The sequence below is a fragment of the Mesorhizobium sp. B1-1-5 genome (assembly GCF_006443065.1).
GTDB lineage: Bacteria > Pseudomonadota > Alphaproteobacteria > Rhizobiales > Rhizobiaceae > Mesorhizobium.
This window is the reverse complement of the sequence record NZ_VFWS01000124.1, coordinates 1-14,847: the sequence shown is the minus strand read 5'-3', so window position 1 is coordinate 14,847 and position 14,847 is coordinate 1. Positions and strand designations below refer to the sequence as shown.

Below are 14,847 nucleotides of genomic sequence, written 5' to 3'. Positions count from 1 at the left end.
GCATCGATGACCAGCTTCAGGCCCTCGGCCATGAAGGCGTTCTGCTGGTCGCGGAATTTCTTGAGCGCCAGCGCCTTGATGTCCTTGACCAGGGGATTGGCAAGGCTGGTGACTTCCTTGACCTGCCCGACAGGGCGAGCGCCGTCATGTGCCGTCATTCAAGCCACCCAACGCGAGAACAGCGAGGTCGACAGCGCGCGGCCGGCGGATTTCTCGCGAATGATCAGCTCGCCGGATTCGACCGTGCCGCCCACGCCGGCGAAGGTATCGCGCATCAGCGCATGGATGGCGAAGAAGGAAGCGCGGATCGAATAGGCGGTGAGAACGACAGCCAGCGGTTTCGACGTCAGGATCGAGCGGCAAAGGTCGGTGAGCCCCGGCAGGTCCTCGAACAATTGCCAGACCTCGCCCTTGGGGCCCCGGCCATAGGCCGGCGGGTCGAACAGGACGATGTCGTAGCGGCTGCCGCGGCGTTCCTCGCGCTCGGCGAATTTCATCGCGTCCTCGACGATCCAGCGGATCGGCTTGTCGGCAAGGCCGGCCATCTCCTGGTTCTCGCGCGCCCAGCCGATCGCCTTCTTCGAGGCATCGACATGGGTGACCTCGGCGCCGGCGCGGGCCGCCACCAGCGAGGCGAGGCCGGTATAGCCGAACAGGTTAAGCACCTTGACCGGGCGTCTCGCCGACGCGATCAGCCCGGCCATATGGTCCCAATGCGACGCCTGCTCCGGGAAGACGCCGACATGGCGAAACGAGGTGAAGCGGCCGAGATAATCGATGCCGTCATGCTTCATCGGCCAGGTCTCGCCGAGCGGCGTTTTGGGAAACCGCCAGCGGCCGATGCCTTCCTCGTCGGTGTCGCCGGTGAAGATGGCGTTGGCGCGCTCCCATTCCTTCGCCGGGAGGGCTCGCTGCCAGATCGCCTGGCCCTCGGGGCGCACGATGCGGTACGGGCCGTATTGCTCGAGCTTCTCGCCGGCGCCGCTGTCCAGCAGGGCGTAGTCGGTGTTGGGCGCGACTTCGAGGATCAATGGCAGGCGCTCGGCGGGCAACGCGCCTTCGCGGCGCGCAAGCACGCGCGGCGCCGGCTTGGCTTCCTGCCGCTCCGCCGACTTCGTTTCACGGCGCTCGGCAGGTGCGGCCTGCTGCCGTCCGGCCGCGAATGCATCACGCGGGCGGGGCTGTTCCGCCCTTGCGGGATGCGGGCGGCCATCGCGGCGTTTGTCGCGAAAAGATTTCAAGAAGGGTCATCTCCGGCGGTTCGGCCCGCTTCTGCCACAGCTCAGCCCACCGGCGCAACAAAGCCCGGCTTATTCAATGGTGCTGTCATCAACCGTGCCGGACGCCGAGCAGGCCGAAACAAAGCGAAATGAAGCCAAGCGCCTTCGCCCCCGCCACCGCCATGTGGCCGGTCTCCCAACGCAGCCGGACGGCCTCGAAATTGTCCGGGATTGGTCCGGGCGCCCAGGTCGCAAGAATGTCGTTGGCCGGCTTGACCAGTCCGAACCAGAGCGCCAGCGAGACGGCATAAAGCAGGGTGGCGGCGAGCACGAAGCCGAACGCCCCAGCTTGGCCGCGCAGCATCCACGTGAGCAATGCCGGGCAGAGGATCGCCGCGATATCGAGCGGCGCTCCGACGACGGCAAAGAGCAGAAATTGACCGTTGAAGACGATCGCCTCGCGCCAGAGCGCCGGCGACCATTTCGTCAGCCTGGGCAGCGATTCCAGCACATGGGCAAAGGACGGCCCAAGGCTGAGCGCCGCGACGAAAGCGGTCAGCACCGCCCAGAACAGCAGGGTCCCGCGCATCTCCATTGGGGGGAAAACGAGGATCGGACGCAGGCGTTCCTTGGCATCGGGCTGCTTGCCGTGACGTGCAGGCCAGCCCTATTGTGCGGCACGCCGGTTAGCCATTCATGTCCCGTTCAGCCCGCCTGCTCGACCTCGTCCAGATCCTTCGCCGCCATCGTCGGCCGGTGAGCGGCCGCACGCTTGCGGGCGCAATCCGCGTGTCGATCCGCACGCTCTACCGCGACATTGCGACGCTGCAGGGGCAGGGCGCGCCGATCGAAGGCGAGGCGGGGCTTGGCTATGTGCTGAAGCCCGGCTTCATGCTGCCGCCGCTGATGTTCACCGACGAGGAGATCGAGGCGATCGTGCTCGGCTCGCGCTGGGTGGCGAAGCAGCCGGACAAAAGGCTGGCGGCCGCCGCGGCGGATGCACTGGCCAAGATCGCGGCGGTGCTGCCGGATGATCTGCGCGACGATCTCGACGCGACGACACTGCTCGTCGGGCCGCGCTCGGAAAATGCCGAAGCGATCGACCTCGGCATCGTGCGGCAGGCGATCCGGGACGAGCGCAAGCTTGGCTTCCTTTACCGCGACGCGGGGGGAGCGGCATCGAAGCGTCTGGTCTGGCCGTTCGCGCTCGCCTTCTTCGACAAGGTTCGGGTGATGGTGGCGTGGTGCGAAACGCGCCAGGATTTCCGGCATTTCCGCGCCGACCGAATGTCCGGCCTGACAGCGACAGACATCCGCTACCCGCGCCGCCGGCAGGCGATGCTCAAAGAATGGCGGGCAACCCTCGATGCTCCGGGTCAAAATGGAGCGAAAGCCGTTTCCCGCTGATTGCTGCTGCCAGAATCTGACAGCATGTCCGCGTATTGTCTCCAAGGTTCAGACACTTTGGAGATCAGATATGACCACGCCGAATTTCGTACTCTATGTCAACAGCCCGGAAAAGAGCGGCGCGTTCTACGCTTCGCTGCTGGGACGCGAGCCGGTCGAGTCTTCGCCGACGTTCGTGATGTTCGTGCTCGACAAAGGCTTCAGGCTCGGCCTCTGGTCGCGCCACACGGTGGAACCGGCGGCCGCGGCAGCGGGCGGGGGCGGCGAGATCGTGCTTGCCGTCGAGAACGCGGCAGCGGTCGATGCCACCCATGCGGACTGGACTGGCAGAGGTGTCAACGTGCTGCAGGCGCCAACAGATCTCGACTTCGGCCGCACCTTCGTCGCCCTCGATCCCGACAATCACCGCCTGCGCGTCTACTGGCCGAATGGGCAGTAGGCAGTAGGCAGTAGGCAGTAGGCAGTAGGCAGTAGGCAGTAGGCAGTAGGCAGTAGGCAGTAGGCATATCTTCCCTATTGCCTACTGCCCAATCCCTACTGCCTATTTGCCTTGTAGACGGCGATGCCGGCGGCAAGGTCCTCGAGCGCGGCGCCGACCGACTTGAACAGCGTGATCTCGTCGTCGGTTTGCCGGCCGTGTTTCTCGCCGCACGCGAGCTCGTGCAGGTCGGCGACGATCGCTTCCGGCTTCAGCACGCCCGAGGCCAGCGGCTGGACGATGTCGCCGGCTTCCTTGGTGGCGCCGGCGCGGGTGTCGACATAGACGCGGGCGCGCTTGATCGCATCATCATCGCTTTCGCGCATCGTCGGCGTGAAGCCGCCGACGAGATCGACATGGGCGCCCGGTTTCAGCAGCGCGCCCTTGACCAGCGGCGTGTTCGAGATGGTCGCGGAAGCGACGATATCGGCCTCGGCGAGCTCCGCGTCGAGATCGCCGGCGGCATTTGCCGGAAGGCCTTCGGCGCGCAAGGCGGCGGCCACCTTTTCGGCATTGGCCGGCGTGCGGTTCCAGATGCGGATGGATGTGATCGGCCTGACCGCAGAATGCGCCTTGGCAAGGAAGGGTGACAGCGCGCCGGCGCCGATCACCAGAAGCCGCGAGGCGTCCTTGCGCGCGAGATAGGAGGCGGCGAGCGCGGAGGCGCAGGCGGTGCGCCACTGCGTCAGCCGTTGGCCATCGATCATCGCCTGCGGCTCGCCGGTGACGCCGTCGAGCAAAAGATAAAGGCCCATGACCGCCGGCTTGCCGATGGCATTGTTGTCCGGCGACACGGTGACGATCTTGACGCCGATATGGCCTCCCGCCGAGGTGCCGGCGGCGTTGAAGTCGGTCCAGGCCGGCATCAAAAGCAAGGTCGAGGCGGCGCCGTCCGGCCGTTCGACGCCATGATGGTGGCGAACCGGCTGCACGGCGCCGTCGCGGAAGGCGGTGCGCAGCGTCTCGACAAGGCCCGGAAAGGTCAGCGCGCGGTCGACCTCCGCGGCCGAAATGGTCAACATTGAGAGCTCCGTGGTGTCGAAATGACGCTCGACTATCTTCTACGCAATTCCGGACGGAAAACCGCCACGCACTTTGCCGGGAATTGCTAAAGCGCGTCGCGCTGAAACAGATTCAGGCGACGCGCCTTAAGCCTTTGTTTGATGTATGTCGTTGTCCCAGAACCGCGGTGCACTTGTGGGCGACATGCATTAGCTCGTCGGGCTGGGCAGCGCCGGTCCCTTGGGCGCCACGGGCGTGCGGCTCACCGCCTGGCGCAGATTTTCCGCCTCGAGGCCGCGCTGGCGCGCGAGCTTGCGATAGCGCCCCTGCTTCATCCAGGTGGCCAGGCTTCCGACGACCATGCCGATGGCCAAAGCCAGGAACAGGAAGATGAAAAGCGGCAGGCTCAGCGTCAGCGCGGGATTGCCGGGATGAAATGGATCGAGCGTGAAGGCGACAGGGCCGCGATTGGCGACGGCGAGCGCGATCAGGATAACGGCCAGCGGCACGAAGACCACGACGAGGATGAAGCGATTGAACATCAAATCTCCATGGAGAGGCTTCTTGAAGCGCGCATGTCCTTGTCCCGAAACCGGTCTCCACTTTCGGGAGACATGCCTTTAGGCGCCAAGATGCCGTTTCGACCCGCCGGCCCGGCGCCTATTTGCCGCCGTTCAGCCTTTCGCGCAACTCCTTGCCGGTCTTGAAGAACGGCACCCATTTTTCCTCGACCTCGACGGATTCGCCGGTGCGCGGGTTGCGGCCGGTGCGGGCCGGACGGTTCTTCACCGAAAAGGCGCCGAAACCGCGCAACTCGACCCGGTTGCCCTCCGCAAGCGCATCGGTGATCTCGTCAAAGATCGCGCCGACGATGTTTTCGACGTCGCGCAGGAAAAGGTGCGGGTTGCGTGCAGCAATGATCTGCACAAGTTCGGATTTGATCATAGAACATTCCCCGTAAAACCACTGCAACCGATTATCAGGATGATTTTATTGCTTTTTCGGCTCGTCCCAACGGCACCTTAAGGGTGCCAGACCGAAACGAGACCGTCAAGAAACAAGCGGTCGGCGCCGAGTTCGTGAATGATATCGCCGCCGGCATCCGGCAGGCCGAGCGCCTTGGCCGCCACTTTTGCCATCGACTGCGAAAACAGGAAACCGCCACGCCTGTCCTTGTCCTTCCACTCGACGACCTTGAGCTTGCTGTCCACGCCCTTCGTCGCCAGCCAGTCGATCGCCTCCTGCTCGCCGCCGACGGCGTCGACCAGGTGGTTGGCCAAAGCTTGGCGGCCGGTGAAGATCGAACCGTCGGCCAGCGCCAGCGCCTGCTCATGCGTCATCTTGCGGCGATCGGCGACGATGCCGACGAACCAGTCGTAGCTGTCGAGGATCAGCTTGCGCACCATGGCGCGCTCGTCGTCATTGGTCGGCTTGAAGGGCGAGGGCGAAGCCTTGAGCGGCGACGATTTCACCTCCTCCAGCTTTATGCCGAGCTTGTCCATCAGACCGCTGACGTCAGGATACTGGATCAGTACGCCGATCGAGCCGACGATCGATGTCTTGCGGGCGACGATGTGGTCGGCAGCGCTCGCGATCATATAGCCGGCCGATGCCGCCAGCGTGCCGACTTCGGCCACCACCGGCTTGTCGCCGGCAAGCTTGCGCACGGCGTCGAATGTGGACTCGCCGCCGACCGTGGTGCCTCCCGGCGAATCGATCGACAGGATGACGCCCTTTACCTCCGGCGACTTGCGGATCGCTTCCAGCCTTTTGAGCAGCTCCTCGTCCTCGGTGATGGTGCCTTCGATCTTGACCTTGGCGATGTGGGGGAGCGCCCGGCCGGTAAAATTGTCGTCATAGACCCAGGTCGAGAAAGCGATGATCGCTGCCGCCAGAACCAGAAACGCAACCACGCGCCAGAACGTCAGCTTGCGGCGCAAGCGGCGGCGGTCGATCAGGTCGTCGGCTCTCATTGCCATTGTCAGCCTCATGGGTGGTGGGAAAGCACGCTTTTAAAGCAAGCTTCTACACACGGCTACCGTTTCCTGGCGCGGGTCATCCGCTTCACAGAACGGTGACCCCTCTACTTTCTTGTCCTGATGCAATTCCTGTCGGAAACCGCTCGCAGCTTTCCCGGAACTGTTCCGAAAGGCCCCGGCTTCGGCCTCCGGCGTTGACGCCGGGCTCACGAAAAATTAACGCAAGCAGTCCGTATCTGCTATGAAGTACAGGCCGTCTCGCCGAATTCCTTTCGATTTTGCGGGCGGCAGCTGTCACATTTTTGCAGTTTTCCTCCGCTTGTGCTTGCTTGTAGGTGCCGGCATACCACCTATAGGCGGTGTTTGGGCGGGCAAAGGTCCATTAGAAAAGTCATGTTGGCGCGATCTGACGAAACGAGCGATGCCGGTGAGGCATCGGCTCCCGCGAACCAAGGCGGCACGCGTGGCGATGCGTTCAACCGCGCCCAGCGGCACTCGCGCCGCGTCCGCGTGCTGAAATTCGCGGTGCCGCTGCTCGCGGTCGCGATCGCCGTCGCCTTTCCGGTCTATTCCTATCTCAAGGCGCCCGTGTCCGTATCGGTGCAGGCCGACGGCACGGCGTTTTCCAACGGCAAGCTGGTGATGGCCAATCCGAAGCTCAACGGCTTCACCAAGCAGAAGCTGCCATATTCGCTGACGGCGACAAGGGCGACGCAGGATGTGGGCCAGCAGGCCGTCATCGACCTCGAAGGCATCAACGCCAAACTGCCGGTGGCCACCGACAACATCGTGTCGGTCGATGCCGCGCACGGTATCTACAATCGCGACGCCAACACGATGGATCTGACCAGCGACGTCAGCGTGACGACGACGGACGGCCTGGTGGCGAAGTTCAAATCGATCTTCCTAGACATGGGCAAAGGCTCTATGAAGACGAGCAATCCGGTCGACGTCAGCCGTGGCGGGTCGCGCATCACCGCGGACGCGATGTCGGTCGAGGACAATGGCAGGCTCGTGGTCTTCGAGAACCGGGTTCGCGTCAACATAGATCCTGCTGCGCTGAAGGCAGCGGGGGTAAACGGTGGAGAACAGAATGCGTCGCAGTAAATCCGCATGGCTTCCGGGCGCTGCTTCCGCATTGCTGTTTTTGGCAACGGCGCATTCTCTCGCGCAGTCGAGCGCGACCAGCCAGATTCCCGGGCTCAAGCTGTCGGGCGACCAGCCGATCCAGATCGAAAGCGACAAGCTCGAGGTTCGCCAGGCCGACAGCATGGCCGTATTCAGCGGCAATGTGACGGTGAATCAGGGGCCGACCCTGCTCAAGGCCGGCAAGATGACGGTCTACTATGTCAAGGATGCCAATGCCGGCAAAAGCGCCGCGGCCGGCGCGTCGGCGATGACGGGCTCCGCCAATATCGACCACCTCGAGGTCGAGAACAAAGTCTACATCAAATCGAACGACCAGATCGCTACCGGCGACACCGGCAAATTCGACATGAAGACGCAGGTGCTGGTGCTTTCCGGCAAGGAAGTGGTGCTCTCGCAGGGCGACAACGTGCTCAAGGGCTGCAAGCTCACCGTGCAGATGAAGAGTGGCCTCGGCAATGTCGAAGGCTGCCCGCGCGTCGTCATGATGTTCAAGCCGCAGAAGCAGGACGCGCAGCAGCAGGGAGCGTCGAGCAAGTAATGGCCGGCGTGACTTCGCTGCTGGCCCGTCTTCCGGGACGGGCAGCCGCACAACCCGCTGCGCCGGCGACGGTCGGCGCCGACAAGGCGAAGTTCAAGGGCACCCTGATCGCCAAGGGGCTGACCAAGAGCTACAAGGGCCGCAAGGTGGTGAGCGGCGTGACGCTCGGCGTGCGCGCCGGTGAGGCCGTCGGCCTGCTCGGCCCCAACGGCGCTGGCAAGACCACCTGTTTCTACATGGTCACCGGCCTTGTTCCCGTCGACGAAGGTTCGATCGAGATCGACGGCTTCGATGTCACCTCGATGCCGATGTACCGGCGGGCCCGCCTCGGCATAGGCTATCTGCCGCAGGAAGCGTCGATCTTCCGCGGCCTGAATGTCGAGCAGAACATCCGGGCCGTGCTGGAGGTGGTGGAAAAGAGCCGCAAGGAACGCGAGCGCACGCTTGACGAGCTGCTCGAGGAGTTTCACATCAGCCATCTGCGCAAGGCGCCGTCGATGTCGCTGTCGGGCGGCGAACGGCGCCGCCTCGAAATCGCGCGGGCGCTGGCGACGCGGCCTGCCTATATGCTGCTCGACGAGCCCTTCGCCGGCATCGATCCGATCGCCGTCGCCGACATCCAGCAGCTCGTTCGCCACCTCACGGCGCGCGGCATCGGCGTCTTGATCACCGACCACAATGTGCGCGAGACGCTCGGCCTGATCGACCGCGCCTACATCATCCATGCCGGTCAGGTGCTGACGCATGGCCGCGCCGACGAGATCGTCGCCAACGCCGATGTGCGGCGTCTCTATCTCGGCGAGGGTTTCACGCTCTGACCGCGGGTTTCGCGGTTTCGACGTGGTTTCGATGGCCTCGTCACGGCTTTCGGTCATTTTAGCGCTCGATAACGCTCCGGTAAGCCGCAGCTGCTAGCGTTTTGCTTGACAAGCAAAAGCCGGGCCAGTTTCTATGCCCGACCGAAAAACAGTCGACGCGTAGACGAGGCGTTTGAAGTCCATCATGGCGCTGGCAGCCAAACTGCAGCTCAGACAATCCCAGTCGCTGGTGATGACGCCGCAGCTGATGCAGTCGATCCGGCTGCTGCAGCTTACTCATGTCGAGCTCGAGCGCTTCATCGACGAGGAGATCGAGCGCAACCCGCTGCTCGAACGGGCCGAACCGCAGGACGACGCCGCCGGCGATCTATCCCAGAAAAGCGAGGCGTTGCCGGAAAAGGACACCGAAGGCGACTGGTTCGAGGGCGAGATGGAGTGGAGCGCGGAAGCGATCTCGCAAAAGCTCGATTCTTCCCTGGAGAACCTGTTTCCCGACGATCCAGGCACCAGCGAGAGGCTGGGGCCGGATCTCACGGCGCAATGGAAGTCGGCCGCCGGAGGCGGCGCGGGCGCGGCATCGTCCGAGGGGTTCGACGTCGGCGACATGGCCGCGGCCGCCATCACGCTGCGCGACCATGTCGGCGAGCAGATCGCGCTTGCCTCCCTGCGCCCCGGCGAACGCCTTATTGCGGGTGAGCTGGCCGAAGGGCTCGACGAAGCCGGGTACCTGCGCACCGAACTCGACGAGATCGCGGTCCGGCTCGGCACGGACGGCGCGGCGGTGGCGCGGGTGCTTGGCGTCTGCCAGCTCTTCGAGCCGGCAGGACTTTTCGCGCGCGACCTTGCCGAGTGCCTGTCGCTGCAACTGGCGGTGCGCGACCGGCTCGATCCGGCGATGAAGGCGCTGGTCGCCAATCTCGAGCTTCTGGCGCGGCGGGATTTCCACACGCTGAAACGCATCTGCGGCGTCGACGAGGAGGACCTGCTCGACATGCTGGCCGAGATCCGCGCGCTCGATCCGCGGCCCGGCCTAGCGTTTTCGGGCGGCGCGAGCGATGCGATCGTCGCCGATGTCGAGGTGCGCGCCGCCAATGACGGCAGCTGGGCGGTGGAGCTCAATGCCGATACGCTGCCGCGCGTGCTGGTGGACAATGTCTATTTCGCCCGCATTGCGAGCCATGCCAAGGACCAGGCGGGAAAAGAGTTTCTCGCCGAATGCCTGCAGAACGCCAACTGGCTGACGCGCAGTCTCGACCAACGGGCCAAGACCATCCTCAAGGTGGCGTCCGAGATCGTGCGACAACAGGACGCTTTCCTCGTCCATGGCGTGCGTCACCTCAAGCCGCTCAACCTGCGTACGGTGGCCGACGCCATCGGCATGCATGAATCGACGGTCAGCCGCGTCACCGCCAACAAATATATGCTGACGCCGCGCGGCGTCTTCGAGCTGCGCTATTTCTTCACTGCATCGATTGCCTCCGCGGAAGGCGGCGAAGCGCATTCGTCCGAGGCCGTGCGCGACCGCATCAAGCAGATGATCGACGAGGAAAAGCCAATCGACGTGCTTTCCGACGACGCCATCGTCGACATGCTCAAGGAAAGCGGGGTCGACATCGCACGCCGCACCGTCGCGAAATATCGCGAGGGCATGAACATTCCCTCGTCGGTGCAGCGGCGGCGGGAAAAGCGGGCGCTCGCGAACGCCGGCCGCTAGGCCCGATCCGAATCCGGCAAGCCCTGGCCGGTGCGGCACGTGCTGACTTTCCACAATTCCCAAGTTTCATTGACAAGCCGCAATGAAGTGTCTAGAAGCCCGCCCGCATGGAGCAGGGCGGTAATGCCCGCTTGCGAATGGGTCCGTCAGACACGGCCATGGACGGCCAAGAAGGCGACTTGTGATCAACCGGAAAGTTCGGGTCTAAAATCGGCGCGCATGCCGCTGCAAAGCTTGTGCGCGCGCACCACGGGTATAAACTCGGGAACAGTTTGAAGCCTGAGCAAGGAAGGTCAGTTTTCAGATGAATCTACGCATTTCGGGAAAACACATGGACATCGGCGATGCGTTCCGCACACGCATCAACGACCGGGTCGGCGAGGCGATCGAGAAATATTTCGATCGGGGTTTTTCAGGACATGTCACGGTCATCAAATCGGGGTCGCGTTTCTCCGCCGACTGCATGGTCCGGCTCGATTCCGGCGCTTCTTTGCAGGCGACCGGCGACGCCCAGGACCCGACGCTTGCCTTCGAGGCCGCGGCTGACCGCCTGGAAACGAGGCTGCGGCGCTACAAGCGCCGGCTGAAGTCGCGCAACACCGGCAACGGCAATGGCGAAGAGCCGACCGACATAGCCTACACCGTGATGGCTCCCCTCGCCGACGACGAGGAAGACATTCCGGAGGACTTCGCTCCGGTCATCGTCGCCGAATCAAGCGTGACGCTGCGGACCATGTCGGTGGCTTCGGCGGTCATCGAGCTCGACAACAGCGACAGCCCGGTCTTCCTGTTCCGCAACGCCGGAACCGACCATCTCAACATCGTCTACCGCCGGCCGGATGGCAACATCGGCTGGATCGATCCGTCGACGACCAAAGTCGCGCAAGGATAAAAAGCCAGCCGCGCAAGGGGGCGACGACTGGCGCGGCAGGCGAGCAAGGGATTTTTCAAGCATGGATCTCAGCGATCTCATCAGCGTTCCGGCGATCATGCCGGCGTTGAAGGCGAATTCCAAAAAGCAGCTTCTGCAATTGCTGTCGGAGAGGGCGGCGGCGATTTCGGGGATTCCGGAGCGGGAGGTGTTCGACACCATCCTGCAGCGCGAGCGGCTGGGCTCGACCGGCGTCGGCAACGGCATTGCCATTCCACATGGCAAGCTCGCCGGCGTGAAGCGGATCGCCGGCGTCTTCGCCCGGCTGGAGACGCCGGTCGATTTCGAGGCGCTGGACGACCAGCCGGTCGACTTGGTGTTTTTGCTGCTTGCGCCGGAAGGTGCCGGCGCCGACCATCTCAAGGCGCTGTCGCGCATCGCGCGCGTGCTGCGCGATGCCGACACGGTGGCCAAAATCAGGGGCACGCGCGACGCGGTGGCGATCCACGCTCTGTTGTCGGATGCGCAGGCCTCGCACGCGGCCTGACGTTTTTCGGTTCTTGGCTTAAATCTCTTGAGAGCCGCCGGGGGCGGCCCTTTCGATTCCAGACGTCACAGTCGCTATTCCCCACTTTTCGGGACTATGGCCTAGATGGCACGCGTTGGAGATTGGCCGAAACGCCCATCGCGATCGTCATTCCAGGGCGGAGCAGGAGCGAAGCTCCGTCGCGGAGACCCTGGAATCCATGCCGTTACCTTCGCCAAGGCGTGCAACGGAGCAGAATTCCGCACCGTGGCGGCGCGTCGAAGTCACGGATTCTATGGTCTGCGCCGCGTCGCTTCGCTCCTTGCTCCGCCATAGAATGACGAGGTTGAGGCGGGTTCGAACAATCCCCGGCGTTTGCGCTGATTTCAGGGAAATGAACGGAAAATCTTGCGCCAAGACAAACGGCAACCTTTCAAAAATCCCTGTGTCGGGGGAACTAGTGGATCGCTACGGTGGTGAGGTCGTTCTCCAGCGCGCCCGCCAGTGCCCGGTCGCGGGCGTCGGAAAGCAGGATCGGCTGGCCGTTGGCGGCAAACAGCGCCCACAGCTCCAGGCCGGGCGCGATCTCGCCGAGGCCGGGGAAGCGGCCGCGCAGGTCGTCGCTCGACACTTTCCTGAGATAAGCGACCGAGCCTTCGCCGAGATGGGCGAGTTCGCCGCTGGTCATGGTGATCGTTTCGTCAGTTCTGGTCATTTCAAGCCTCCTTGGCGCGAGGACGCCAGGATCGGCCGCCTCGCATAGAGCCATCGGCAAAGGTCAGTCTTTCACCGATATGTTTATTTTCCGTACCATCCGCTCGGACTCCGGCCGATCGAGATCGATCGACAGCAGACCGTTCTTCAGTTCCGCCGCGATCACCCGCATGCCGTCAGCCAGCACGAAGCAGCGCTGGAACTGGCGCGCGGCGATGCCACGGTGCAGGAATTCGCGCTCGGTGTCGTCGGTCTGGCGACCGCGCACGATCAGCTGGTTTTCCTCCGTGGTGACATCGAGGTCGCTTTCTGCAAAACCGGCAACGGCCAGCGTGATGCGCAGCCTTTCAGCCTTGCCGTCGGCGGCATTGAGGCGCTCGATGTTATACGGAGGGTAGCTGTCGCCGGACTTCGCCAGACGCTCAAGCGTCTTTTCCATGGCATCAAAACCGAGGAGAAGCGGGCTGGAGAAAGGCGTCATTCGACTCATTGTTACACTGTCCTCTGAAGAGCGACACAAACTGGAAAAACCCGGATGGCATTTTTCCCGATGGTCTTGATATGGTCCGTCGCGCGATCAAGTTCAAGCCGCCAAACCAGGATGGCGTTTCGTCGAACCGTCATCTTCATCCAGCCTTTCATTGGAGCATGATTTCGTCCGAAAACCGGTTCCCCCTTTTTGGGAACCATGCTCTAAAACCCGCCCAAAAAGACTTCCCAAAAGGAATTGAAATGCCCCAGTCCAGAAAGATCATCATCGACACGGATCCCGGCCAGGACGATGCCGTCGCCATATTGCTGGCGCTCGGCAGCTCCGAGCTGGAGATCGTCGGCATCACCGCGGTTGCCGGCAATGTGCCGCTGAATCTGACCCAGAACAACGCCCGCAAGATCTGCGAGCTGGCCGGCCGCCCGGACGTCAAGGTCTATGCCGGCGCCATCCGGCCGCTGGCGCGCGAACTCGTCACCGCCGAGGAAGTACACGGCAAGACCGGCCTGAACGGCCCGCAACTGCCCGAGCCGACGATGCCGTTGCAGGAACAATATGCCGTCGATTTCATCGTCGAGACGCTGATGCGCGAGGAAAGCGGCACCATCACGCTCTGCCCGCTCGGACCGCTCACCAACATCGCGCTGGCGCTGATACGCGAGCCCAGGATCGCGCCGCGCATCAAGGAAATCGTGTTGATGGGCGGCGGCTTCTTCGAGGGCGGCAACGTCACGCCGGCCGCCGAATTCAACATCTATGTCGACCCGCAGGCCGCCGATCTGGTGTTCAAATCAGGCATTCCGATCGTGATGATGCCGCTCGACGTCACGCACAAGGCGCTGACGACGTCCCAGCGCATACAGGCCTTCCGCAAGCTCGGCACCAAGGTCGGCACAGCGACCGCCGAGATGCTGGAGTTTTTCGAGCGCTATGACGAGGAAAAATACGGCACCGATGGCGGGCCGCTGCACGATCCATGCGTGATCGCCTATCTCGTCAAGCCGGAACTGTTCAAGGGCCGCCACTGCAATGTCAGCGTCGAAACCGCGTCGGAACTCACCATGGGCATGACGGTGATCGACTGGTGGGGCGTCACCAAGCGCACAAAGAACGCCATGGTGATGCGCGACATCGACCATGACGGCTTCTTCGCGCTGCTGGTGGAGCGGCTGGGGCGGCTTTAGCGCCTCTCCTTCCCCCCTTGTGGGGGAAGGTGGCCGAGCGAAGCTCGGTCGGATGAGGGGTGTTCCAGGGAACGCCGACGTCTCACTCCGCTGGAACACCCCTCATCCGTCTCGGCGCTATCGCGCCGATCCACCTTCTCCCACAAGGGGAGAAGGAGAAGTGCTCACTTCGCCTTCGAGAACGCCAGCCACAGTCCGCCGCCGACCAGGAAGCTGCCGCTGATCTTCGACATCAGTTTGACGCGGCTGGCCGACAGAACGCGCCCGGCGCGGCCCGCGGCAAGGGCATAGGTCGAGTCCGACATGGCGGCGAAGATCATCGCTGTCAGGCCCATGACGACGATCTGCAGCGTATAATTGCCCTGCGGCGCGATGAACTGCGGGAAGAAGGCGCCGAAGAACACCAAGGTCTTCGGATTTGAGATCGCCACCAGAAAACCCTGCAGGAAGAAGCCACCACGCGGCTTTTTGGCCGAACCGTCGGGGTTCAGCGCGCCTTTGGCGCGGAACATCTGCACGCCCATCCAGATGAGATAGGCGGCGCCGATCAGCCGCACCCATTCGAACCAGTGGCCCATGCCGGCGATCAGCGTGTTGAGGCCGATGCCGACGATGGCGATCATGATGGCAAGGCCGGCCTGAGTGCCGGCGACATTGGCCAAGCCCGCGCGCGAGCCGTGGCGGATGCTGTTGGCGATGATCAGCGTGACCGTGGGCCCCGGCACCAGGATGATGATGATGCAGGCGACGACATAGG

General features: G+C 63.5%; 18 protein-coding genes and 1 pseudogene. 9 read left to right on the top strand and 10 right to left on the bottom strand.

All coding sequences use genetic code 11. From position 1 onward, the window contains the following. From FJ980_RS35515 to FJ980_RS25440, 3 genes and pseudogenes are all read right to left on the bottom strand, one after another. A pseudogene (locus FJ980_RS35515) lies at positions 1-158 on the bottom strand (RNA methyltransferase); the annotation flags it as partial. Beyond that, entirely contained in the window at positions 159-1,241 is a 1,083-nt protein-coding gene (locus FJ980_RS25445) for a class I SAM-dependent rRNA methyltransferase (protein ID WP_140546455.1), read from the bottom strand. An 88-nt stretch (positions 1,242-1,329) separates the two neighbouring features. Further along, the gene (locus FJ980_RS25440) at positions 1,330-1,815 is read right to left on the bottom strand and encodes a DUF1772 domain-containing protein (protein WP_140546454.1); all 486 of its coding nucleotides are present in this window, start codon (positions 1,813-1,815) and stop codon (positions 1,330-1,332) included. Between the two features lie 101 nt (positions 1,816-1,916). On the opposite strand from FJ980_RS25440, the gene FJ980_RS25435 reads away from it, so the two are divergent. Both FJ980_RS25435 and FJ980_RS25430 read left to right on the top strand, forming a co-directional pair. Further along, entirely contained in the window at positions 1,917-2,627 is a 711-nt protein-coding gene (locus FJ980_RS25435) for a YafY family protein (RefSeq protein ID WP_140546453.1), read from the top strand. A gap of 70 nt (positions 2,628-2,697) precedes the next feature. Then, entirely contained in the window at positions 2,698-3,066 is a 369-nt protein-coding gene (locus FJ980_RS25430; protein ID WP_140546452.1) for a VOC family protein, read from the top strand. A gap of 95 nt (positions 3,067-3,161) precedes the next feature. Here FJ980_RS25430 and FJ980_RS25425 read toward each other — a convergent pair whose 3' ends face one another. From FJ980_RS25425 to sppA, 4 genes are all read right to left on the bottom strand, one after another. Then, positions 3,162-4,127, bottom strand: a complete 966-nt coding sequence (locus FJ980_RS25425; RefSeq protein ID WP_140546451.1) for an ornithine cyclodeaminase family protein — start codon at positions 4,125-4,127, stop codon at positions 3,162-3,164. 189 nt (positions 4,128-4,316) lie between these two features. Next, positions 4,317-4,649 (bottom strand): LapA family protein, encoded by a 333-nt coding sequence (locus FJ980_RS25420; protein ID WP_140546450.1) that lies wholly within the window; start codon positions 4,647-4,649, stop codon positions 4,317-4,319. Positions 4,650-4,767: 118 nt separating this feature from the next. Next, on the bottom strand, positions 4,768-5,052 hold the full coding sequence (locus tag FJ980_RS25415; protein ID WP_027165368.1) for an integration host factor subunit beta: 285 nt from the start codon (positions 5,050-5,052) through the stop codon (positions 4,768-4,770). Between the two features lie 77 nt (positions 5,053-5,129). Further along, the gene (gene sppA / locus FJ980_RS25410) at positions 5,130-6,086 is read right to left on the bottom strand and encodes a signal peptide peptidase SppA (protein WP_140546449.1); all 957 of its coding nucleotides are present in this window, start codon (positions 6,084-6,086) and stop codon (positions 5,130-5,132) included. Positions 6,087-6,479: 393 nt separating this feature from the next. On the opposite strand from sppA, the gene lptC reads away from it, so the two are divergent. The 6 genes from lptC to ptsN all read left to right on the top strand — a co-directional run bounded on the left by lptC (position 6,480) and on the right by ptsN (position 11,723). Next, positions 6,480-7,193, top strand: a complete 714-nt coding sequence (gene lptC / locus FJ980_RS25405; RefSeq protein WP_140546448.1) for an LPS export ABC transporter periplasmic protein LptC — start codon at positions 6,480-6,482, stop codon at positions 7,191-7,193. Next, a complete protein-coding gene (locus tag FJ980_RS25400) occupies positions 7,180-7,773 on the top strand; it encodes an LptA/OstA family protein (RefSeq protein ID WP_140546447.1) in 594 nt (197 codons plus the stop codon). The genes lptC and FJ980_RS25400 overlap by 14 nt, the downstream gene beginning before the upstream one ends. Then, complete coding sequence (lptB, locus tag FJ980_RS25395; protein WP_095769266.1) at positions 7,773-8,591, top strand: LPS export ABC transporter ATP-binding protein; 819 nt, start codon at positions 7,773-7,775, stop codon at positions 8,589-8,591. Before FJ980_RS25400 ends, lptB begins: the two co-directional genes overlap by 1 nt. A 184-nt stretch (positions 8,592-8,775) precedes the next feature. Then, entirely contained in the window at positions 8,776-10,305 is a 1,530-nt protein-coding gene (gene rpoN / locus FJ980_RS25390) for an RNA polymerase factor sigma-54 (protein WP_140546446.1), read from the top strand. Between the two features lie 304 nt (positions 10,306-10,609). Then, on the top strand, positions 10,610-11,197 hold the full coding sequence (raiA, locus tag FJ980_RS25385; RefSeq protein WP_140546445.1) for a ribosome-associated translation inhibitor RaiA: 588 nt from the start codon (positions 10,610-10,612) through the stop codon (positions 11,195-11,197). A 61-nt stretch (positions 11,198-11,258) separates the two neighbouring features. Continuing rightward, positions 11,259-11,723: a PTS IIA-like nitrogen regulatory protein PtsN gene (gene ptsN / locus FJ980_RS25380; protein ID WP_140546444.1), complete on the top strand. Its 465-nt coding sequence runs from the start codon at positions 11,259-11,261 to the stop codon at positions 11,721-11,723. A 436-nt stretch (positions 11,724-12,159) separates the two neighbouring features. Here ptsN and FJ980_RS25375 read toward each other — a convergent pair whose 3' ends face one another. Both FJ980_RS25375 and FJ980_RS25370 read right to left on the bottom strand, forming a co-directional pair. Continuing rightward, positions 12,160-12,417: a DUF1150 family protein gene (locus FJ980_RS25375; RefSeq protein ID WP_036257920.1), complete on the bottom strand. Its 258-nt coding sequence runs from the start codon at positions 12,415-12,417 to the stop codon at positions 12,160-12,162. Between the two features lie 63 nt (positions 12,418-12,480). Continuing rightward, the gene (locus tag FJ980_RS25370; protein WP_095769269.1) at positions 12,481-12,906 is read right to left on the bottom strand and encodes an Hsp20 family protein; all 426 of its coding nucleotides are present in this window, start codon (positions 12,904-12,906) and stop codon (positions 12,481-12,483) included. A gap of 242 nt (positions 12,907-13,148) precedes the next feature. Between FJ980_RS25370 and FJ980_RS25365 the strand changes: the two genes are divergently transcribed. Then, on the top strand, positions 13,149-14,090 hold the full coding sequence (locus FJ980_RS25365; RefSeq protein ID WP_140546443.1) for a nucleoside hydrolase: 942 nt from the start codon (positions 13,149-13,151) through the stop codon (positions 14,088-14,090). A gap of 164 nt (positions 14,091-14,254) precedes the next feature. Here FJ980_RS25365 and FJ980_RS25360 read toward each other — a convergent pair. After that, on the bottom strand, positions 14,255-14,847 hold a 593-nt coding region (locus tag FJ980_RS25360; protein WP_140546442.1), incomplete at its 5' end, for a LysE family translocator.